The 19126-nt window shown below is 62.3% G+C and carries 17 protein-coding genes and 1 tRNA gene; 12 read left to right on the top strand and 6 right to left on the bottom strand.

Annotated features, from left to right (window positions below; genetic code table 11):
- Nucleotides 1-66 precede the first annotated feature (66 nt).
- Nucleotides 67-639: a LuxR C-terminal-related transcriptional regulator gene (locus ACVWVY_RS07540; RefSeq protein ID WP_456625778.1), complete on the bottom strand. Its 573-nt coding sequence runs from the start codon at nucleotides 637-639 to the stop codon at nucleotides 67-69.
- A 740-nt stretch (nucleotides 640-1379) separates the two neighbouring features.
- Here ACVWVY_RS07540 and ACVWVY_RS07535 point away from each other — a divergent pair.
- Nucleotides 1380-1772 (top strand): hypothetical protein, encoded by a 393-nt coding sequence (locus tag ACVWVY_RS07535; RefSeq protein ID WP_456632134.1) that lies wholly within the window; start codon nucleotides 1380-1382, stop codon nucleotides 1770-1772.
- 36 nt (nucleotides 1773-1808) lie between these two features.
- On the opposite strand, the gene ACVWVY_RS07530 is transcribed toward ACVWVY_RS07535, so the two are convergent.
- The gene (locus ACVWVY_RS07530; protein ID WP_456625777.1) at nucleotides 1809-2015 is read right to left on the bottom strand and encodes a hypothetical protein; all 207 of its coding nucleotides are present in this window, start codon (nucleotides 2013-2015) and stop codon (nucleotides 1809-1811) included.
- A gap of 101 nt (nucleotides 2016-2116) precedes the next feature.
- Complete coding sequence (locus ACVWVY_RS07525; RefSeq protein ID WP_456625776.1) at nucleotides 2117-3121, bottom strand: glycoside hydrolase family 3 N-terminal domain-containing protein; 1005 nt, start codon at nucleotides 3119-3121, stop codon at nucleotides 2117-2119.
- A gap of 214 nt (nucleotides 3122-3335) precedes the next feature.
- Between ACVWVY_RS07525 and ACVWVY_RS07520 the strand changes: the two genes are divergently transcribed.
- The 5 genes from ACVWVY_RS07520 to ACVWVY_RS07500 all read left to right on the top strand — a co-directional run bounded on the left by ACVWVY_RS07520 (nucleotide 3336) and on the right by ACVWVY_RS07500 (nucleotide 8077).
- Nucleotides 3336-3593, top strand: a complete 258-nt coding sequence (locus tag ACVWVY_RS07520) for a hypothetical protein (protein ID WP_456625775.1) — start codon at nucleotides 3336-3338, stop codon at nucleotides 3591-3593.
- Nucleotides 3594-4073: 480 nt separating this feature from the next.
- Nucleotides 4074-4895, top strand: coding sequence for a tetratricopeptide repeat protein (locus ACVWVY_RS07515; RefSeq protein WP_456625774.1), 822 nt, complete (start codon nucleotides 4074-4076; stop codon nucleotides 4893-4895).
- 16 nt (nucleotides 4896-4911) lie between these two features.
- Entirely contained in the window at nucleotides 4912-6117 is a 1206-nt protein-coding gene (locus ACVWVY_RS07510; protein WP_456625773.1) for an efflux RND transporter periplasmic adaptor subunit, read from the top strand.
- 5 nt (nucleotides 6118-6122) lie between these two features.
- Nucleotides 6123-7361, top strand: coding sequence for an ABC transporter permease (locus ACVWVY_RS07505; protein ID WP_456625772.1), 1239 nt, complete (start codon nucleotides 6123-6125; stop codon nucleotides 7359-7361).
- Entirely contained in the window at nucleotides 7358-8077 is a 720-nt protein-coding gene (locus tag ACVWVY_RS07500) for an ABC transporter ATP-binding protein (protein ID WP_456625771.1), read from the top strand. The genes ACVWVY_RS07505 and ACVWVY_RS07500 overlap by 4 nt, the downstream gene beginning before the upstream one ends.
- A gap of 87 nt (nucleotides 8078-8164) precedes the next feature.
- Here the strand turns inward: ACVWVY_RS07500 and ACVWVY_RS07495 are convergent, their stop codons facing one another.
- Nucleotides 8165-9157, bottom strand: coding sequence for a Bug family tripartite tricarboxylate transporter substrate binding protein (locus ACVWVY_RS07495; protein ID WP_456625770.1), 993 nt, complete (start codon nucleotides 9155-9157; stop codon nucleotides 8165-8167).
- Nucleotides 9158-9363: 206 nt separating this feature from the next.
- Between ACVWVY_RS07495 and ACVWVY_RS07490 the strand changes: the two genes are divergently transcribed.
- The 5 genes from ACVWVY_RS07490 to ACVWVY_RS07470 all read left to right on the top strand — a co-directional run bounded on the left by ACVWVY_RS07490 (nucleotide 9364) and on the right by ACVWVY_RS07470 (nucleotide 16368).
- Nucleotides 9364-10128 carry an IclR family transcriptional regulator gene (locus tag ACVWVY_RS07490; RefSeq protein WP_456625769.1) on the top strand — a complete coding sequence of 255 codons (765 nt, stop codon included), beginning with the start codon at nucleotides 9364-9366 and terminating at the stop codon, nucleotides 10126-10128.
- A 108-nt stretch (nucleotides 10129-10236) separates the two neighbouring features.
- Nucleotides 10237-11838 (top strand): FAD-dependent monooxygenase, encoded by a 1602-nt coding sequence (locus ACVWVY_RS07485; RefSeq protein WP_456625768.1) that lies wholly within the window; start codon nucleotides 10237-10239, stop codon nucleotides 11836-11838.
- A gap of 71 nt (nucleotides 11839-11909) precedes the next feature.
- Nucleotides 11910-13643 carry a thiamine pyrophosphate-requiring protein gene (locus tag ACVWVY_RS07480; protein ID WP_456625767.1) on the top strand — a complete coding sequence of 578 codons (1734 nt, stop codon included), beginning with the start codon at nucleotides 11910-11912 and terminating at the stop codon, nucleotides 13641-13643.
- Between the two features lie 70 nt (nucleotides 13644-13713).
- Nucleotides 13714-14688, top strand: a complete 975-nt coding sequence (locus ACVWVY_RS07475) for a Bug family tripartite tricarboxylate transporter substrate binding protein (RefSeq protein ID WP_456625766.1) — start codon at nucleotides 13714-13716, stop codon at nucleotides 14686-14688.
- A 24-nt stretch (nucleotides 14689-14712) separates the two neighbouring features.
- Nucleotides 14713-16368 (top strand): FAD-dependent oxidoreductase, encoded by a 1656-nt coding sequence (locus ACVWVY_RS07470; protein ID WP_456625765.1) that lies wholly within the window; start codon nucleotides 14713-14715, stop codon nucleotides 16366-16368.
- A 173-nt stretch (nucleotides 16369-16541) separates the two neighbouring features.
- Here the strand turns inward: ACVWVY_RS07470 and ACVWVY_RS07465 are convergent.
- Nucleotides 16542-16631 (bottom strand) — tRNA-Ser (locus ACVWVY_RS07465).
- Between the two features lie 123 nt (nucleotides 16632-16754).
- Between ACVWVY_RS07465 and ACVWVY_RS07460 the strand changes: the two genes are divergently transcribed.
- A complete protein-coding gene (locus ACVWVY_RS07460) occupies nucleotides 16755-17618 on the top strand; it encodes an alpha/beta fold hydrolase (protein WP_456625764.1) in 864 nt (287 codons plus the stop codon).
- Nucleotides 17619-17808: 190 nt separating this feature from the next.
- On the opposite strand, the gene ACVWVY_RS07455 is transcribed toward ACVWVY_RS07460, so the two are convergent.
- Nucleotides 17809-18909, bottom strand: coding sequence for an ROK family protein (locus tag ACVWVY_RS07455; RefSeq protein WP_456625763.1), 1101 nt, complete (start codon nucleotides 18907-18909; stop codon nucleotides 17809-17811).
- Between the last annotated feature and the right edge of the window lie 217 nt (nucleotides 18910-19126).

Below are 19126 nucleotides of genomic sequence, written 5' to 3'. Positions count from 1 at the left end.
AAACGCAGCTCTAACGCCGATGAGATCAGGTTGAACCCGCATCGCGGGCATCATTTTCGGGCAAAATCAGGCGGGCTGCAGCAGCGCCTTGCGAACCAGATCCGCGGTGTTGCGGGCGCCAAGTTTGCGCATGGCCTCGGCGCGATGGCTCTCGAATGTCCTGGGGCTGATACTCATCCGCAAGGCGCCCTGCTTGTTGGAGCAGCCTTCGCTGATCAGGCTCAGCACCTCGCGCTCGCGCTTGGTCAGCGGCTTCTGGCCGGTCTCCGGGGCGAACATCTGGCCCGGCCTGCGGGCGCCATCCGCGGGGTGGCGGGCCTGGGCCTCGCTTGTCTGCTTAGACGCGGCATCGGAGCCCGACGCCGGATAATTGTCCGACATCTGCTTCACCAGGGCGCAGACGCGCTCGGTTTGCTGAAGCGCATTCTCCACCACCTGTTGCAGATAGAGCCGGTTGCCGGGCGCTTGCGAAAACTGGTGGCTGTGCTGCTTGATCTCATTCATGTAGAGCAGCAACGCCGTCAGGGGCCCGTTCAACTGCCGGGCAATCGTAGCGCTCGCCTCTTCCGTGACACGCGAGCGCGCGGCGGACAGTTGGACGATCTCAGGATTCTCTTCGAGAGGTGTGATGCTTTCCATCCACTTCGTGAAGTGCGAATCAGCGGTGCGACGATCTTGTCCTGACATATAACTATTTTATCGGCACCACCCTCTTTCATGGTTAATTTCTCAACCAGTAAGAATACGGAGAAATCGGTCGAAACGCTCCATTGTTGGGCCCAAACCGACCGAAATTTACTCGAAACCGGCTGATTCAGATCAAAATGGATGGTTCAAAGGTGAAGGCTGTAGCCGGTTACCCCCGCATTTTTACGTAGCCGCATTTACTTTGTTAATAGGCTTCAACCGAGGGACCTCCCCGCTTTCCGCAGCGATCGGCGCGCGGGTCCCCGCCTCCGTTCCGGCGCACGGTTCCGCGCACCTCGGCGTCGCCCGGATGAGAGATCCGCCGGGTTGAGGGATGAGCCAGGCGGCTGTCGTTACGGCGACGGATCAGGGGCGACGCAGCCTTAGGAATTTTTCGAGAAATCGTCCCGAGACGACGAACCTGAACCACCAATAGGCCATCCGCCGCGTTTTCATCGGTTCGATCCTTGCTGACTGGGGCGGCCGCGCTTGGCCACGGATTAGCGCAAGCCCCGTCACGCGCATATGATTTGCTTCACAACCGGCCGCGAAAACACGCGGCGGCGCCCCCCCGTTCGCCGATTCCGATTTACAGGCCCCAGCAGCCTCGCGATGATCGAGGCCCAAAATCATCCCGCAACGAATCCAAAAAGGAGACGGCGATGTCGCAGGCAAAGGGATCATGGACGAGAATGGCGGTGCTGGCCGGCGTCCTGGCGTTCGGTTCGGGCGCGGCGGCTCAAACCTCATCGCCACCGGCGGAGAACGCGGCCCCGACGGCCGACAACGCCGTGATGCTGACCGTGTTCCTGAAGCACGACCAGTCGCGGCCGCTGAGCGAGCTCAACGCGCAGCTCCAGCGGCAGGGATATTACAAGGCTTTCCCACCTGACGGCGTCGAGGTCGTGAGCTGGTATGTGATGATGGGAGTAGGCCAGGTGGTGACGCTACGGCTGCCGGCATCGCGGTTGCGCGAAGTCAACCGAATCCTCGAGAACACCGCCTGGGGCAGCTACCGCACCGAGTTCTATCCGACCTATGATTACAAGTCGATCGGCATCGCGGCGCACGAGAAGGCCCAATAGGCCGGCGCCGAACAGTTCCGATGCGCCCCGGAGGGATCAGCCGAGCCTGGAGATCTGCTCCTCGGTCACAACGCGCTCGATATTCTCGGTCTTGCTCTTGATACGATAGCGCGGGCGGCCGTCGGACTCGATCGGCAGGCAGGTAACGATGGTGTAGATGCTGCGTTCCTTCGCCGTGGCGCGGCCCTGCGGGCCCTGCTGCTGGTGATGAACGTCGTCGTTGATCGCGTAGTTATGGGCCATCGTCGGGTCTTTCCGGTGAAAAAAGGCTTTTAGTCTCAACGGCCTCGCAAGGCAACAGATGGTTCGGCGGATTTGACCTCGATGATCCCGGGTTCCGCCCCTCAGGCCATCAAGAGCGCCTTTCGCCTGGCTACCCGCGCGATCGATTTCTCGATTGCCGAACCGGACAAGGTCCTGTCGCGCAGGCCCTGTTCGACGCATTCGGCGATGGCGACCATCTCCTGCTCCTGATCGAACAGGTTGTTGCCGATGCAGAGCATGTCCATGCCTGCGTTCAGCGACTGCAGGCTGGCCTCCCTGGTGCCCAGGGCCTTCTGCAACCCCTGCATCTGCATGTCGTCGGTGATCAGCAGCGTGTCCGGAAGGCGCTTGCGCAAACGGCCAAGCCCCGCCGCGGACAGCGTCATCGGCCGGTCCTTGTCCCATTGCCTGACGATAGCGTGGCTGACCAGCACCGCATCGCCGAACATCTTTGGCGCGAGCGAATAGAACAGCTCTTCCTGTTCGGGGACAAGCGCATCGGAAATATCCATGAATTCCTGATGCGAATCCACGACCGCGCCGCCGATGCCGGGGAAATGCTTCAGGCACAGGCCGATGCGCTGCGCCCGCGCGACCTCGTTTGCCAGCAGCGCATTGGCTTCCACCTCGGCGATATCAGCGGAAAAGGAACGCTTGACCCCGCCGATATTGGGGTTTTCGGGGTTGTAATCGACATCGACCACCGGCGCAAAATCATAGTGGATGCCGAGCCGGCGCATCTCGGCAAAGCTCGCGGTGAGGATCGCGCGCTTGCGATCCGGCGCGAGATGGTTGAATTCCTTGGCACTCGGCAACGGCGCAAAGCCGCGGCTTTCCTTCAGCCGCCGCACCAGGCCGCCCTCCTGATCGATGAACACCATCGGGTTGGACGGCAGCGCGGCAATCTCCGCGCAGAGGCGCTGCACCTGTTCGGGCGATTCGATGTTGTTGTCGTATGCTTGCGTCCGGCAGGAATAGTCGAACAGGATCGCGCCACCGAGGCCGTAGCGGGCGGCGAATTCCTTCAACCACACCGGGACCGTCTTGCCGAAGAAGCCGAGGATGAAGAGTTCGCCGATTTGCATGCGATAGCCTTGAGAATAGCGCTTTGAGCCCGGGCCAGGTTCAGCAAATCATCGCGCCAGCGTGACGAAGATACCTGACTCCCCCGGTCACACCAATTGGGTGATCCCGCCAGCTCGCGTGATCCTCATCACATCGCATCGCATCGCAGCCAGCGCCTCTAGAGGTGGATCATCGCGGAGCGATCCTCGCTCTGGCCAACCTACGGAGACGTCCATGACGAAGATCAAGACGATCATTACCGCCGCGATTGCTGCTCTGGCGTTGACCACCGCTTCCTTGGCCATCCCGGGCCAGGCTTTCGCGGGAGGTCACGGCGGGCATGGCGGACACGGGGGCTACGGCCATCACGGGTTTGGCCATGGTCTTTTTGGGCATGGTCATCACCACCATCACCATCGTTTCTTCGCTTACAACAGCTGCTGGAAATGGAGCCCCTACGGCCCGGTCAACGTCTGCTACCGCACTTATTGATTCGAGATGACGAAAAGAAGCTCGCTCGGGCCAAGAGGCTCGGGCGAGTTTTCGATTCCAGGATGACCTCCGTGATCGTCTGCCTGGGCTCTGCAACCAGTCTCGTTGCAAGCGCATCGGCGTGCCAGACCGTCACCATCCTGGCTTCCCCTGGCGAGACCTGATCAGGATCGACGGGCCGTCGAAGCCCCAGGTTCGATTGCGGGCTTGAGCCTCAGCGTTGGCTCCGTAAGCGCCACATCATCGAGCGCATTTCCCTTGGCTTCGCGCTCAATACGCGCCGAACGGAACTGGCAAAGAAAACCCGAGTTCCGGCGGCGGCAGGCTAGATGTGTGATGGGCCGCACATTTGTCGGCGCGCAGGTGGGCTAGGGTTCAATTCGCGAGAGGTCTGTGGGGAGACTTTGGTCCGTCAGCCGCTCGTAACAAGCAGGCGATCGTCGATCCCGGCTGAGAAGCCAAGCTGAAGGCGTGTACAACATGCGGCGCATCCCAAATTTGCTATCGATCGACCAGACCTCAAGCCGATCACTGCGGGCAGGATTTCGTTACGCAATTTCGGCGGCCATCAAGCGAGCAGTTGTCGTCATGGCCTGCTGCTCGACTCTGCTGATCGCCCCCCACACGGCCGTTGCCGATTACGCGTCCGATCAGAAAATGGCCAATTATTACGAACAGGCGGCGCAAGCGGGCGATGATGATGCCCAGTTCTATCTTGGGGCGCTTCATTCAGCAGGCATCGGCCGTACGCGTAGCGACGCGGAGGCATTTCGCTGGTTCTTGCGCGCTGCCGATCAGGGGCACGCCCATGCCAGTTTGATCGTTGCCGGCCTCTACGCGAGCGGCCGCGGCATCGCCAAGGACAATGTGAAGGCCTATACCTGGGCCTACATCGTTGCTTCGGCGAGCAAACTCGACGAGGACCGCAACGGTGCGCGGCAACTGATGTCGCTGCTCATGAAGAAGATGACGAGCGATGAGATCGGCCGCGCGGTAGTGGCCGCGAGAGCCTGGCGCGCCGTGCGGGTCGCTGGCGCGGGCAAGGCTGCGAGTATCGAAAGAGCTTTAGAGCCGGACCAGCCCGCGGCGGCGGCGCCCCCACCGGCACCCCCGGTCGTGCAGCCGGCGCCCGTAGCCGCTGTGGCGCCCGCGGTCTCGCAACCGGCGTCATCCAACGTCGCCGTATTGCCGGCAGGGCCCAAGACCACGGCGGCAGCTCCCGTGAAGAATGCAAAGCGAGACGACGCCCGTGACTTGCTCGACCAGGTTCCGCCGGGCCTGCGCAAGCGATTTGGCTTCTGAGTTAAGGGGACGCACCATGAAATTACAGCATCTCGTCGCAACCGGAATTCTGGCCATCGCCACCGCAGGGGCCGGCTATTACGCCTATTCCAACCTCCTTCATCCACCGTTGGTGACCACCAGCTTTGCGAGCCTCGCGGCGGTTTCCGAAGCCGTTTACGGAACAGGCACCGTCGAGCCCGAGCGCTGGGCCAAAGTGGTGCCGCTGCAGCGCCGCCGGCTGGTCGAGCTTTGCAAATGCGAGGGACAGGTGGTCAAGGCCGGCCAGATCCTCGGCCGCCAGGACGACGCCGAAGAGCGCAGCGCGCTGGAGCAGATGGACATCAATCGAGGCCAGCTCGAACGTGATCTGGCGCGCTCCGAGAAGGATCGCGACAAGAATGACGCTGCGCGTACCGAGTACGAGCAGCGCTGGACCAAGCTCGAGGAAGCAAAATCGAAGATCGCCGCGCAGAAGGTGCGGCTCGACTCGCTGCTGCTGAGAGCTCCGCTCGACGGCATGGTCCTGCGGCGCGACAGCGAGGTCGGCGAGATCGCCGGCCCCACCGATGTCCTGTTCTGGGTGGGACCGCCTGCCCCGATGCAGGTCGTTGCCGAAATCAACGAGGAAGAAATCAACCGCATCGCGGCCGGCCAGAAGGCTTTTCTGCGAAGCGAGGCTTTCCCCGGAAGGGCGCTGCGCGCGACGGTCTCCCAGATCACGCCGAAGGGCGACCCGACCCGCAAGACCTTCCGCGTCTATTTGCGGCTGCCACAGGATACGCCGCTGCGGATCGGCATGTCAGTCGAGACCAACATCATTTTCCGCGAAAAGCCGGCGGCCATCGTCGTGCCCGCAGAGGCCGTCGCAGGCGATTCGGTTCAGATGGTCGATGACGGCCGGATCAAACGCGTGCCCGTGACGGTCGGCATTCGCGGCAGCCGCAACACCGAAATCATCGGCGACATATCCAAGGGCACCACCGTGCTTTCGCCCGCCCGCAGGGATCTCGCCGACGGCGCCAGGATTCGCATCGACAACAGCCTGACCAGAGCCGCGGAACCGGCGCCCGTGAGTGAACCGACCGATCAGCCGGGCGCAACACCCGAAGCGACCGTGGTAGCCTCGGTCACCACAGCGCCTTCGGATCCCGATGATGCGGTGATTTCGGCAGCCATGACCGCCCACATCGATTCCGTCGTCAGTGACGCGCGTCGTAGCTTCATCAGCAACAGCCGGTAACCGCCGTGAAACTTCTGTTCAGCATTGCATGGACCCATGTCAGCTCCCGGGTGCGGCAAACCCTGGTGGGTATGGCCGGTGTGTCCATGGGAGTAGGCTTCACCATCATGATGGCGGGCCTGATGCAGGGTTCGCAGATCGACTTCCTGCGGCAGCTCGTCGACACCATGCCGCATATCACGGTCGAGGATGAGCGGCGCTCGGTGCCGACGCAGCCCGCAGAGCAGGAATATGCGGCGGTCCAGATGCCGGACATTGCCAATGTCGGCAAACGGCCCGGCATCAAATATCCGGAATCGGTGATGAGCTCGCTGCGCTCCTGGATACCTGGCGACGTGGCTCCCTCGGTGAGAACCACCGCGATCATCAATCACGGCGGCGCGCGTATCGGCATCACCTTGTCCGGTATCGACCCGCGCCGCGAGGTCAACGTCTCGAAACTCGCCGCGCAAATGCGCGAGGGAAAGCTCGACGACCTCCAGCGTACGCCGAACGGCATCATCGTCGGCGAGGCGCTGGCCGAAAAACTCGGCGTAAAAACCGGCAACACCGTTCTCCTGATCGGCGGCCAGGGCGTCCAACTGAATTCGACGGTGGCCGGGCTCTATCGCTCCGGTTTGAAGCGCGTCGATGAGAGCCAGATCTATTCGCTGATGGGGCCGGCGCAGCTCATGATGGGGCAAAGCGGGGTCGTCAACCAGCTGCGGCTGCGGCTGACCGATCCCATGGCGGCGCAAAAGGTCGCAGCCCAGGTCGAAGCGCAGACCGGCTACAAGTCGGTGTCCTGGCAGGAGGCCAATGCGGACTTGCTGTCGACCTTTTCCGTGCGCGATTTCATCGTGCTCACCGTGATGGGCGCGATGCTGCTGACGTCGTCCTTTGCCACCTACAACATCATCTCGACGATCACCCACGAGAAGCGCCAGGACATCGCGATCATGAAGTCGCTGGGCATGCGCGAATATGCGGTGCGACGGATCTTCATCATCGAATCCATCATCATCGGCGTGGTCGGCATCCTGTTCGGGTGGATCCTCGGCTACCTGCTCTGCTACGGCTGGTCGAAGATCACGATCTTCAATCCGCTGACGGGCACGACCGTACCGCTGCAGATCTATTACTCGCTGATGCACTACGTGATCGCCGGCGGCATATCCCTGCTCTGCTGCGCAGGTGCGGCCTATTTCCCGGCGCGCAAGGCGACGCGCGTCCATCCAGTTGAAATCATCCGGGGGGCATCATGACCGAGGTCGCTTTGCAGGCGGTGGATCTGGTTCGCCGCATCGAGGGCGCTGTTTCGCACACCCTCGTCAACGGCATCGATCTTGCGGTGAACAAGGGCGAGTTCGTCGCCATTACCGGGCCGTCGGGATCGGGCAAATCGTCGCTGCTCTATCTGCTGGGCCTACTCGATGCGCCCAGCGAAGGCGAGGTCATCATCTGCGGTCAGCCGACCTCGAAATTGTCAGAGTCGGACCGGGCCGATGTCCGCCTGACCAAATGCGGCTTCGTGTTCCAGTTTCATTTCCTGCTGCCGGAGTTCACCTCGCTCGACAATGTGCTGCTGCCGATGCGCGCCGCGGGCATTATGGCCGAATCTGAGATGCGCGAGCGCGGCCTGGCCCTGCTGGACTCGCTTGGACTTAGTGAGCACGCCAACAAGCGTCCCAACCAGCTCTCCGGCGGTCAGCGCCAGCGCGTCGCCATCGCCCGCGCGCTTGCCAACCGCCCCGAGATCATCGTGGCCGACGAGCCGACGGGCGCTCTCGATACGGCCTCGACCGAACAGGTGTTTTCGATCCTCCGCGACATCGCGGACAAGGGCCAGACCGTGGTCGTGGTGACCCACGATCCAGCACTGGCCGCCCGCGCCGACCGCCGCATCCACATCGTCGACGGCAAGATCGCGGAGATCACCGAGCGGGGTAGGGCCGAGCTGGTTTGTGTAGAGGCGAGTTGATCGGAAGCTGGAGCCGGAGGAACTCTCCGGCACCTTCATCCGATGCCGCTTTATTCCGAGAGAAGCTCCGCACAAGCCTCTACCCATCTATTCTGAAGTAATCTCGGCATCCTTGACTACTTTGGCCCAGCGCAGGCGATCCTTGGCGATCAGCTCTGCCAGGCGCTCCGGCGCGCCGCCTTGGGCGATCAAACCTTGCTTGCCGAGAATTTCGCGAACGCCCGGCTGCGCAAGGATTTCATTGAAAACCGCATTGTAGCGATCGACGGTGGCCTTCGGTGTACCGGCCGGAGCAAGGACCGCATACCACAAATCGACGTCGAAACCGGTTACGCCAAGCTCGGCCAGCGTCGGCACCTGCGCCGCCTGCGGCGCCCGAGCCTGGCTGCCCACAGCCAGGATCCGAATTTGACCCGTTTCGGCGAGGGGAAGCGCGGTGTGGATCGGTAAAAACATTGCCGAGACGTGTCCGCCCGCAAGGTCCTTCAGCGCGCCGGCCGAGCCCGGGTAAGGAATGTGCGTCAGGTTGATCTGCGCCGTCAGCTTCAAGAGCTCCATGGCGAGATGTTGTGGCGTGCCTCGGCCGGGCGAAGCATAGTTGACCTCGCCCGGCTTGCCGCGGGCAAGTGCGATCAATTCCGGGAACGTGGTGACGTTGAGCGATGGATGAACAGCCAGCGCAAGGACTCCGGTCGCGATCTCCACGATCGGAGTGAAGCTTTTTTCCGGATCGTAGGGGATCGAGCGATACAAGCTCGCATTCATCACAAAAGTATTGACGGTCACCAGAAGCGCGTGGCCATCAGGAGCCGCGCGCGCCGCCAGGTCCGTGCCGATGTTGCCGCTCGCACCGGGCTTGTTCTCGACGATGACCGGTTGATTCCAGCGCTGCCGCAATTCCTCGCTGAGGATACGCGCGAGCAGATCGGGCCCTGTGCCTGGCGAGAACGGAACGTGGAGCCGGATCGTTTGTTGCGACTGCCCGTGAGCCCGGCCGGGTATCATGGGGGCAACGGCCGCGGCGAGAATCCCCAGCACCGTTCGGCGCGAATGCATGCCGCTTGCGGAATCGATCGCCACGCTTTCCTCCTATTTGCCCACCGGCAAGTCAGCCCGCGGACTTTTTTTTGCTAAAATCTCTTAATGTGAGATTATATTGTATAATGCGCCGATCATCCGCCAGTTCAAGATTGATTCTGCCGGATCGGGAAAAGTATCTGCCCTTAAGCAAATCAACGCCGCCCGCGCGGAAAACTGGAGCGATGTCAGACCATGCGGCGTGAGGCATGAAACCAACGAATAGTCTGGAACGGGTGCTGGCGGTTCTCGAAGTGTTTTCCGAGGAACGGCTGGAATGGATGCCCGAGGATCTGATGCGCGAGCTCGGCTATAGTCGGCCGACGCTGTACCGCTATCTGAAGATACTGAAAGACGCCGGCTTCCTGATGTCGACCCGCAACTCCGGCGTCACGCTGGGGCCCAAGGTCGTCGAGCTGGATTACCTGACGCGGCGCTCAGACGCGCTGGTTCTGCACGGCGTGCCTTATCTGAAAGAACTGACTGCGGCCTATTCCTGCACGGCGATGGTTTTGCGCTGGTATGGCAACAAAATTCTGTGCGTAGCCTCCGAATCCTCCACCAAAAACCCGATCAGCTCCTACCCGCGCGGCCGGCCGATGCCGCTTGGGCGCGGCGCGATCGCGCGCTCGATCATGGCGTTTCTGACGCGGCCACGGCTTTTGCCGCTGGTCGAGCGTAACCTCGCCGACTTGCAATCGGTCGGCCTCGGCGACACCGCCGATGATGTCTTGAAGAGCCTGAAAAAGGTTCGCAAGGCCGGATTTTCCGTAGCCTATGGCGAGGTCACGCCCGGCGCGGTCGGCATCGCCGCACCGATCCTCGACGACCGCCATTATCCGATCGCCAGCGTCTGCGTCACCATTGCCGGCAGCCTGGTGACCGGCGCCCTGATTGATCAAATCGGCGCCGAGGTCCGGCGCGTGGCGCTCGATATCTCGGCCTGTCAGGCTTCGGCCGCGCCAAAACTATAGGCCAAAATCTTATATTATAAGATTATGATTGACTCGACGGAGGTACTGCTCTCATTTCGCCGTGCGCGCGCGCCGAGCCGATAATTCACGCCAATCGCAAGAAGCCAGATGAACACGCCCCCCGAATCTCCAGCGCAAGTCATCATCGTCGGGGGCGGGCCGGTGGGTCTTGGCCTCGCCATCGAACTCGGCCAGCGCGGCGTGCGGTGCATTCTGGTCGAGCGCCACATCAGTCCGCAACCGATCCCGAAGGGTCAGAACCTGACCCAGCGCACGCTGGAGCACTTTTACTTCTGGGGCGCCGAGCCGGAACTTCGTGCGGCGCGTACGATTCCGCGCGACTACGGCATCGGCGGCATGACGGCCTACGGCACGCTGTTGAGCGGCTACAAATATGACTGGCTGCAGCGCGAATTGGTGCGGCCATATTACTTCACCGACAACGAAAGGCTGCCGCAATATGCCACCGAAGCGGTGTTGCGGCATCGCTTGAGCCAATTGCAGAGCGTCGAAACAATCTACGGCTGGAGCGCCGCCGGCATCGAGCAGGATCCGGACGGCGTGCAGGTGGCGATTGCCGATCGCAACAGCGATCGTCGTCGCACCCTGCGGGCGGATTATGTGGTCGGCTGTGACGGCAGTCGCTCCTTGGTGCGCGACGCCGCCGGCATCACGCAGACCCTGTCCGACCACGACCGGCTGATGGTGCTGCTGGTATTTCGCTCGACCGGCCTGCACAGGCTGCTGGAACGCTTCCCCAACAAGTCATTCTACAATGTGTTGCATCCCGACCTGAAGGGCTACTGGCAGTTCTTCGGCCGCGTCGATCTCGGCACCACCTGGTTCTTCCATGCGCCGGTGCCGCTCGGCACCACAAGGGACAATTTCGATTTCCGCCGCTATCTGTATTCGGCGGTAGGTGAAGAATTCGACGTCGAATTCGAGCACACCGGTTTTTGGGACCTGCGCGTCGCGATCTCAGATCAATATCGCGTCGGGCGCGTCTTCATCGCCGGCGACGCCGCGCACAGCCATCCCCCCTATGGCGGCTACGGCATAAATACCGGCCTCGAAGACGTCGCCAATCTCGGCTGGAAGCTTGCCGCGACCCTGCAGGGCTGGGCCGGAGCCGATCTGCTGAATTCCTACGGAGAGGAGCGGCGGCCGGTATTCGCATCGACCGCGCGAGATTTCATCGAGAAGGCGATCCACGCCGACAAGGAGTTCCTGGCCAGGTTCGATCCCGCGATCGACAAGGATGCCTTTGAGGCCGAGTGGCTGGCGCGCTCGTCCGGCGCGCGCTCGGAAGTCAATTCGTTCGAGCCGAATTACGAGGGCTCGTCCATCGTCGCGGGTCGGCCCGGAACCACCTGCAGCGCAATCGGGTCGCATGAATTCGCAGCCCGAGCTGGACATCATCTGGCGCCGCGCGAGCTCGCATCGGGCCGCAATGTCTTCGAGGAACTGGGCTCCGGTTTTACGCTGCTCGATCTCGGCGCGCCGGAAGCTGCCACCGCCGCGATCATGCGCGCCGCCGAGGCCAGCGGCGTGCCACTGAAGCTGGTCAGGGACGACAATGTGGAAGCGCGGGAATTCTACGAGGCGGCGCTCGTGCTGGTCCGGCCCGATCAATTTGTCGTCTGGGATTCGGACGGCGATGTGACAGACGCCGCCGGCATCATCCGTCGCGCGGTCGGCGGCCACCCCTGACAGACCACGTCAGATCCGTCATCGAATAAGAACAGGAACAAGGCCGCCAAGGAAGCACAAGGAGAAAGCTAGTGAGCCGTCACAGTGCCGCGCATTACTTCCTCGAAGGTCTCGTCGACCTCGGCGTCGACTATATCTTCGCCAACCTCGGCACCGATCATGTCTCGCTGATCGAGGAGATCGCGCGCTGGGACCGGGAGGGCCGCAAGCATCCGGAAGTGATCCTCTGCCCGCACGAAATCGTCGCCGTTCATATGGCCGGCGGCTACGCACTGGCGACCGGCAAGGGACAGGCGGTGTTCGTACACGTCGATGCCGGAACGGCCAATGCCTGCATGGCAATTCAGAACCTGTTTCGTTATCGGCTGCCGGTGATGCTGTTCGCCGGGCGCGCGCCCTACACGCTGCATGGCGAATTGACCGGATCGCGCGATACCTATGTGCACTTTGTGCAGGATCCCTTCGACATCGCCAGCATCGTGCGGCCTTACGTCAAATGGGAATATTCGCTGCCCTCGGGAATCGTCGTGAAGGAAGCGCTGGCCCGCGCCGGCGCCTTCATGCACAGCGATCCACCAGGGCCGGTCTACATGATGCTGCCGCGCGAAACTCTCGCCGAGGAATGGGACGAAGCGCGGATGCCGACCTATAATCCCGCGCGGTATGGCGGCGTCGCGGTCGGTGGCATCGACCCTGCCCGCGTCGACGCCATCGCCACGCGATTAATGGCGGCGGAAAATCCGATCGCGCTGACGGCCTATCTCGGGCGCAATGCCGACGCCGTCGCGGCGCTCGAGCGCCTCGCACTTGCCTGCGGCATCCGGATCGCGGAGTTCAATTCGATCTATCTCAATGTTTCGCAGGAATTGCCGTGCTTTGCCGGCTTCGATCCGTTGCCTCTGCTGGAACAGGCCGACGTCGGATTGCTGCTCGATACCGACGTGCCTTTTGTGCCGCAATACGCCAAGCGCGTCGAAGCCATCGACTGGATCCAGATCGACATCGACCCGTTGAAGTCGGATTTCCCGATGTGGGGATTCCCGACCGACATCAGGGTCCAGGCTGATTGCGCGACTGTTCTGCGGCAGGTGCTCGAAGCGGTCGCGGCGCGCGCGGATGACGGCTATCGCAAACGCGTCGTCGACCGGATTGCTGGCTGGAGCAGTGCCCGCGAGGCTGCGGACAGGCGGCGTGCTGCCGGCGCTGCGACCAAGGGCGCGCCAGGGGCGATCAGCGCGGCCTATCTGTTCGCTACCTTAAACCGCGCGCTGTCGCAGGAGGATATCGTCGTCAACGAAGCGATCCGCAACGCGCCGCTGGTGCAGGAGCATATCCGCCGCACGCGGCCGGGAAGCTATGTCGGGCTCGCCGGCGGCGGGCTCGGCTTTAGCGGCGGCATGGCGCTGGGCCTGAAGCTGGCGCAGCCCGGGCGGCGCATTGTGCAGATCATCGGCGATGGCAGCTTTCAGTTCTCTTCGCCCGACTCGGTATTCGCTGTCGCCCAGCAATATCAAATTCCGATTTTCACTGTCGTGCTCGACAATGGCGGCTGGCAAGCGGTCAAGTCGTCGGTACAGCGGGTTTATCCGAAGGGCGTCGCCGCCGAGACCGGTTCGTTTCAATCGCAGTTGCGCTCGGGCCGGCAAGGCGAGCAACGACGCTTTTCCGACATCGGCCGCGCCTTCGGCGCCCACGGTGAATTCGTCAACGAGCCGGATGAACTCGCCGCTGCGGTCGATCGCTGCCTCGCGGCTGTCGACGGTGGAATTGCTGCCGTCCTGCATGTCCAGATTACGCCGCTCTAGCGGGCCATCAAAACTTGTTCAGCCTGCTTCAAGTTGCGCATGAATGCATCTTGCCCCGGGAGGGATCGAAATGATGAAAATCTTTAGCCGCCTGGCGTTGGCCACCATCTGTTTGAGCTATCTCGGTCCTGCACATGCGGCCGACGAGGACAAATATCCCAGCCGGCCGATTCGCATCGTGGTCGGTTTCACGCCAGGAGGCGGCAACGACATCATCGCCCGCGTCGTCGGGCAAAAGCTGTCGGAAAGTCTTGGCCAGCCGGTCATCATTGAAAACAAGCCCGGCGCGGGCGCGATCGTTGCCACCGAATACGTCGCACGCTCCGCACCCGATGGTTACACGCTGCTGGTCGGTGCCAGCGGCGCGATGGTGATCAATCCGGCAGTCTATGAGAAGCTGAGTTACGACACGATGCGGGATTTCCAGCCGGTGTCCGAGCTTGGATCGTTTCCGTTGATCCTGATCGTCAACGCCACGTCGCCGTTCAAGTCGCTGGCCGACCTCGTCGCTTACGCAAAGGCGAATCCGGACAAGGCGAACTACTCCAGTTCCTCCGCCGCCTTCCAACTCGCGACCGAGCTGTTCAAACAGAAGACCGGCGTGACGATGCAGATGATCCCCTACAAGGGGGCCAACGATTCCGTCACCGCGGTGATCTCGGGCGATGTGACCGCCACCATCGCCGATGCCGGGCCGGTAACCAGTCAGGTCAACGGCGGTCAAGCCCGCGCGCTTGGAGTTGCTGCGCCGAAGCGGATGGACAGTTTGCCCGATGTGCCAACCATGAAGGAGGCGGGCGCCGACGTCGAAGCGGTGTTGTGGAGCGGCATATTCGTGCCCGCGGCAACGCCACCCGAGATTGTCAGGAAGCTGGAGGCTGAATTCGTCCGCATCGCGCGGTTGCCGGACGTCGTCTCCCGCCTGAAATTGCTCAACATCGATTCTGTCGGTAATTCATCGGAAGAGTTTTCGCGCATTATCGCGGCGGATCTCGAACGGTGGCGAGAGGTTGCCCGTGCCGGCAATATCAAGATAGCCCAATAGACAGCCGTGCGCGGAGACAGGGAAATGGCCGAGCGACTTCATGCCGATGTCGTTGTGGCGGGCGCAGGTCCGGTCGGGTTGACCTTGGCAATGGACCTGGCCTGGCGCGGCGTCGACGTCATCGTGCTGGAATCCCGCGCGGCGGGCGAGCCGCCCAGCGTCAAGTCGAACCACGTCTCCGCGCGTTCGATGGAAATCTTCCGCCGGCTCGGCGTCGCGCAAAAGGTGCGTGACGCCGGATTGCCGGCGGATTATCCCAACGATGTGGTCTATCGCACCACGTTTCTCGGACGCGAGATCACGCGCATCAAAATTCCGTGCCGCGCCGAGCGCTACACGGCCAAGGACGGCCCGGATACCTGGTGGCCGACGCCGGAGCCGCCGCACCGGATCAACCAGATCTACCTCGAACCGGTGTTGTCCGCCCATCTGTCGGCAATGCCAGGCGCACGCATTTTCAACGCCACGTCCCTGGTCGATTTCACGCAAGGCGCGGAGGGCGTCACGGCCCTTGCCACCGCGGACGGCAGAACGATCGAGATTTCCTGCAAGTTCCTGATCGGCTGCGACGGCGGCCGCTCGCTGGTGCGCAAGAAAATCGGCGCGACACTGAGCGGCGACGTCGCCTTGCAGCATGTGCAGTCGAGTTACATTCGCGCGCCGAAGCTGCTCGGCATGCTGCTCGAACAAGGCGGCACTCCGGCATGGGGATCCTTCTCACTGAATGCGCGGCAATCCGGCAACGTTTACGCCATCGACGGCAGGCAGAACTGGCTGGTCCATGTCTATCTCAAGCCGGGAATCACGGACTTTGAGGCGGTCGACCGCGACGCCGCAATCCGCACCGTGCTCGGCGTCGACCAGGATTTCGAATACGAACTGCTCAGCAAGGAAGACTGGGTCGGGCGCCGCCTGATCGCCGACAAGGTGCGCGACGACAAGGTTTTCATCTGCGGCGATGCTTGTCATCTCTGGGTACCCTATGCCGGGTACGGCATGAATGCCGGCATTGCCGACGCCGCCAATCTGGGCTGGCTGTTGGCGGCGCGGCTCGAAGGCTGGGGCAAGCAAGGAATTTTGGCGGCCCATGCAGCCGAGCGGCTGCCGATCACCGATCAGGTTTCGCATTTCGCGATGGACCATGCGCATGCAATGGCCCAAGCGCGAAAATCCGTGAGCCACGAAATCGAGGCCGACGGACCGCAAGCCGACGCCTATCGCGCCGCGATCGGCAAGACGACTTATGACCTCAACGTGCAGCAGTATTGCTGCGCGGGATTGAACTTCGGCTATTTCTATCGGGGATCGCCGATCATCGTCTACGATGGTGAAGCCGCGCCCCCTTACACGATGGGAGAGTTCACGCCATCGACCGTTCCGGGCGCCCGCCTGCCCCATATCTGGCTCGCCGATCGACGTTCGCTTTATGACGCGTTGGGACCGTTCTACACCCTGCTGCGCCTGGACCCGGACATCGACGTATCGAGCCTCACGAATGCCGCAGCGGCTGCAGGCGTTCCGCTGACAGTGCTCGATATATCAAGACCTGAAGCGGCGACGTTGTTTGCGCGCAAGCTGATCCTCGTCCGGCCTGACCAACATGTGGCGTGGCGGGGAAATGACCTCCCGGCAAATCCCGACGGGCTGGTGAACATCATCCGCGGCGCGGAATCCGAATAGCAAGCCCCACGGCGAGGCCGACGGTCCGCATGGAATGCGCCCACCGAACGTGGAAAAGCGGGTGCTCCCCGCAAATAGCAGTACGCGCTTCGCACTTGCCCCCTCGTGCAGGCCGGAAACGCATTTTTTTCAAAAGCTTCTCGCGGGGAGAAAGTGGCGGAAGATTTAAGAACTGGCGGAGAGGGAGGGATTCGAACCCCCGATAGGCTTGCACCTATGCCGCATTTCGAGTGCGGTGCATTCGACCACTCTGCCACCTCTCCAGGCGCCATGACGGGCAGATTCGGCCCGCGGTCGGGGCGAGTTCTAGGCGAGGATGGCCGGCCAGACAAGGCACGGGGCCAAGAAATCCGCGTCGGCGCCAGAATGCAAAAATGGAGGCAAAAATGGAGCATTTGACGGTTCAGGCCAATGGCGCGGCACTTCACGTGGCCCGCACGGGTGCCGGGCGACCGCTATTGTTGCTGCATGGCTGGCCCGAATTCTGGCTGACCTGGGAGCCTGTCATGACGCGGCTCGCCGATCGTTTCACGCTATATGCACCCGACCTGCGCGGCTTCGGCGACAGCGACAAGCCGGAGGGGCCGTTCGGACCCGACCAGCAGGCCGCCGACATGCTGGCGTTGATGGATGCGCTTAGGCTGCCGCAGGCCGGTATCGTCGGTCACGATGTCGGCGGGGCATTGATGCAGCCGCTGGCGCGGCTGGCGCCCGAGCGCATCGCCGGGCTCTTCTTCTTCGATTTCGTCTATCCCGGAATAGGACCCCGGATGGCGGAGCCGGAGCGCCTCAACAACATCTGGTATCAATCCTTTCACCAGATGGAGATGGCGCCTGCCCTCGTCGGCGCGAGCCGCGAAAGCTGCCAGCGCTACATCGGGCATTTCCTGAAAGCCTGGTCGCATCGCAAGCACGTCTTTGACGATCAACTCGAGGCGTTCACCGACAATTTCCTTAAAGACGGAAACCTTGCCGGTGGCTTCGCGCATTACCGCGCAGCCCATGCCGGCCGGGTCAGGATGATGAAGGGTGAAGCGCCGGCGCTACCACCGATCGGCGTGCCGACCTGTGTTCGCTGGGCCGAGCATGACCCGCTGTTTCCCTATGAATGGACCGACCGGCTTGGCGAGACCTTTTCAAATCTCGATCTCGCGATGTTTGGAGATGTCGGCCACTTTCCCCATCGCGAGGATCCCGATCGCGCAGCATCAGAGATCGCGGCGTTCTTTACCCGCATCGGCTCGCGCTAAAGGAAAAGGGGTGGGACCGCCAGACGCGACAAAACACTGACGGTCCCGTGCCGCTGCTTTGCAATTCTGGCCGGGAAGTGCGGCTTCGGCGGCCAGCGGAGCGACGAAATGACGGTAGCAAGGCGGAGCAAAACGGCAACGCGAACCCGGTCTTAACCTAACCAGTCAACCTTACTACCCGCGGAAAACGTTAATCCTTGGCCTTTTTCGTCTTCTTGTCGTCCTTGCCGTTCTCTTTCCGTCGGTTTGTGAACCGCGCATTGCCAAGCCCGGTGCCGATGGTCAGCACGCCCCAGTGCTCGACGTCCTGCATGAAGGGAGCTTCGGAAAGGCCCTGCACCACGCCGTCATTGTGCATCAGCACGGCGGTGTCATGATCGCCGATCTCCGGGATCGCTTCCACCAGGCTTGCCGGCAGGTTGAACTTGCTGCTCTCCCAGTTGCCCGGCAGGTTCTGCGCGCCCTTTTCGATCGAGCCGTCCGCGTCGATCACGCCGGGACAGGCGATGCCGATGAAAGGCGCAAGCTTCAGGCCTTCGGCCTCTGCGGACGTAATCAGATCCTTCAGCATCTTGACCAGCCGCTTCACCGCGCCTTCGCGCGTCGGCTCATCGTCGGCGTGCCGCCACAGCTCGGACTTCCAGACCTCGGCCTTGGAAAGGTCGGGCGCCTTCTTCCAGCGGGTCTCCACCACGCCGCAGCGGATGTTGGTGCCGCCGATATCCACCGCGAGAATGCTGTCATGGCCCTCGAATATCCACGACGGCGCCAGGTGCAGCGTGCCGATCAGGCCGGCGTCGTCGGGATGAAAGCGGATCGGCACCAGATCGACCTCGAAATCCTCGGCCTTGAGGATGATGTCGGTGCGGGCGATCGCGAGTTCGCCGACCCGGCTCTGCCTGAAGCCACCGCCAACCACGATGCGCTCGGTACCGGCCCACGCCTTGGACTTGAGAAACCGCCGCGTCACATAGGCCAGCTCCTGGGCGAATTCCTCGATCGCGCCATGCACCAGGGCTGCGGCGCCGACGTCGTCGCCAACCAGCGCCTCATCGAGTTCGGTCTTTGCAATCTCGCTAGTGGATTTTTTCCCTAAGGGATCGTCGCCGTTTTTCTTCAATGGCTTGCGCAAGCTGTCCAGTATCTTGCGGAAGGCCCCCTTGCTGGCGCGGTCGCCGAGAAAACCTTCGTCATCCTTCATTTCAATATTGAAGCTGTCCACCTCGACCGACGGCAGTCGGGTGGCTCCGTGGCGGGCGATGCCCGTGGTCGTTATGGTGTCTTCTGCCATGTGCCTAAGCCCCTGCCGGATTTCGCTGGCGACAACGGGCGGGGAACCCATTGGTTTCAATATTCAATAGGGGGCCCGGCGCGGCCCCGCCGCAGTGGGCGGGGACCAGCGAGAAATGCGCCAAATCCTTCATTTTTGGCCGGTTTTGAGGTCGCTTTGCCTTGACTCACGGCTTTCTCAGGCTATAAGTCCCCGCATCCGGCGCGGGATTTCTCGC

The sequence above is a fragment of the Bradyrhizobium sp. URHC0002 genome (assembly GCF_054059515.1).
Note: the sequence above shows the minus strand (reverse complement) of the source record. Positions and strands in the feature narration are given on the sequence as shown.

Coding starts and splice junctions, on each gene's coding strand:
- ACVWVY_RS07515 (WP_456625774.1), top strand. CDS start 4,074: ATGCGGCGCATCCCAAATTTGCTATCGATCGACCAGACCTCAAGCCGA.
- ACVWVY_RS07490 (WP_456625769.1), top strand. CDS start 9,364: ATGAAACCAACGAATAGTCTGGAACGGGTGCTGGCGGTTCTCGAAGTG.
- ACVWVY_RS07520 (WP_456625775.1), top strand. CDS start 3,336: ATGACGAAGATCAAGACGATCATTACCGCCGCGATTGCTGCTCTGGCG.
- ACVWVY_RS07455 (WP_456625763.1), bottom strand. CDS start 18,909: ATGGCAGAAGACACCATAACGACCACGGGCATCGCCCGCCACGGAGCC.
- ACVWVY_RS07485 (WP_456625768.1), top strand. CDS start 10,237: ATGAACACGCCCCCCGAATCTCCAGCGCAAGTCATCATCGTCGGGGGC.
- ACVWVY_RS07500 (WP_456625771.1), top strand. CDS start 7,358: ATGACCGAGGTCGCTTTGCAGGCGGTGGATCTGGTTCGCCGCATCGAG.
- ACVWVY_RS07470 (WP_456625765.1), top strand. CDS start 14,713: ATGGCCGAGCGACTTCATGCCGATGTCGTTGTGGCGGGCGCAGGTCCG.
- ACVWVY_RS07475 (WP_456625766.1), top strand. CDS start 13,714: ATGATGAAAATCTTTAGCCGCCTGGCGTTGGCCACCATCTGTTTGAGC.
- ACVWVY_RS07510 (WP_456625773.1), top strand. CDS start 4,912: ATGAAATTACAGCATCTCGTCGCAACCGGAATTCTGGCCATCGCCACC.
- ACVWVY_RS07525 (WP_456625776.1), bottom strand. CDS start 3,121: ATGCAAATCGGCGAACTCTTCATCCTCGGCTTCTTCGGCAAGACGGTC.
- ACVWVY_RS07460 (WP_456625764.1), top strand. CDS start 16,755: ATGGAGCATTTGACGGTTCAGGCCAATGGCGCGGCACTTCACGTGGCC.
- ACVWVY_RS07535 (WP_456632134.1), top strand. CDS start 1,380: ATGGCGGTGCTGGCCGGCGTCCTGGCGTTCGGTTCGGGCGCGGCGGCT.
- ACVWVY_RS07530 (WP_456625777.1), bottom strand. CDS start 2,015: ATGGCCCATAACTACGCGATCAACGACGACGTTCATCACCAGCAGCAG.
- ACVWVY_RS07540 (WP_456625778.1), bottom strand. CDS start 639: ATGGAAAGCATCACACCTCTCGAAGAGAATCCTGAGATCGTCCAACTG.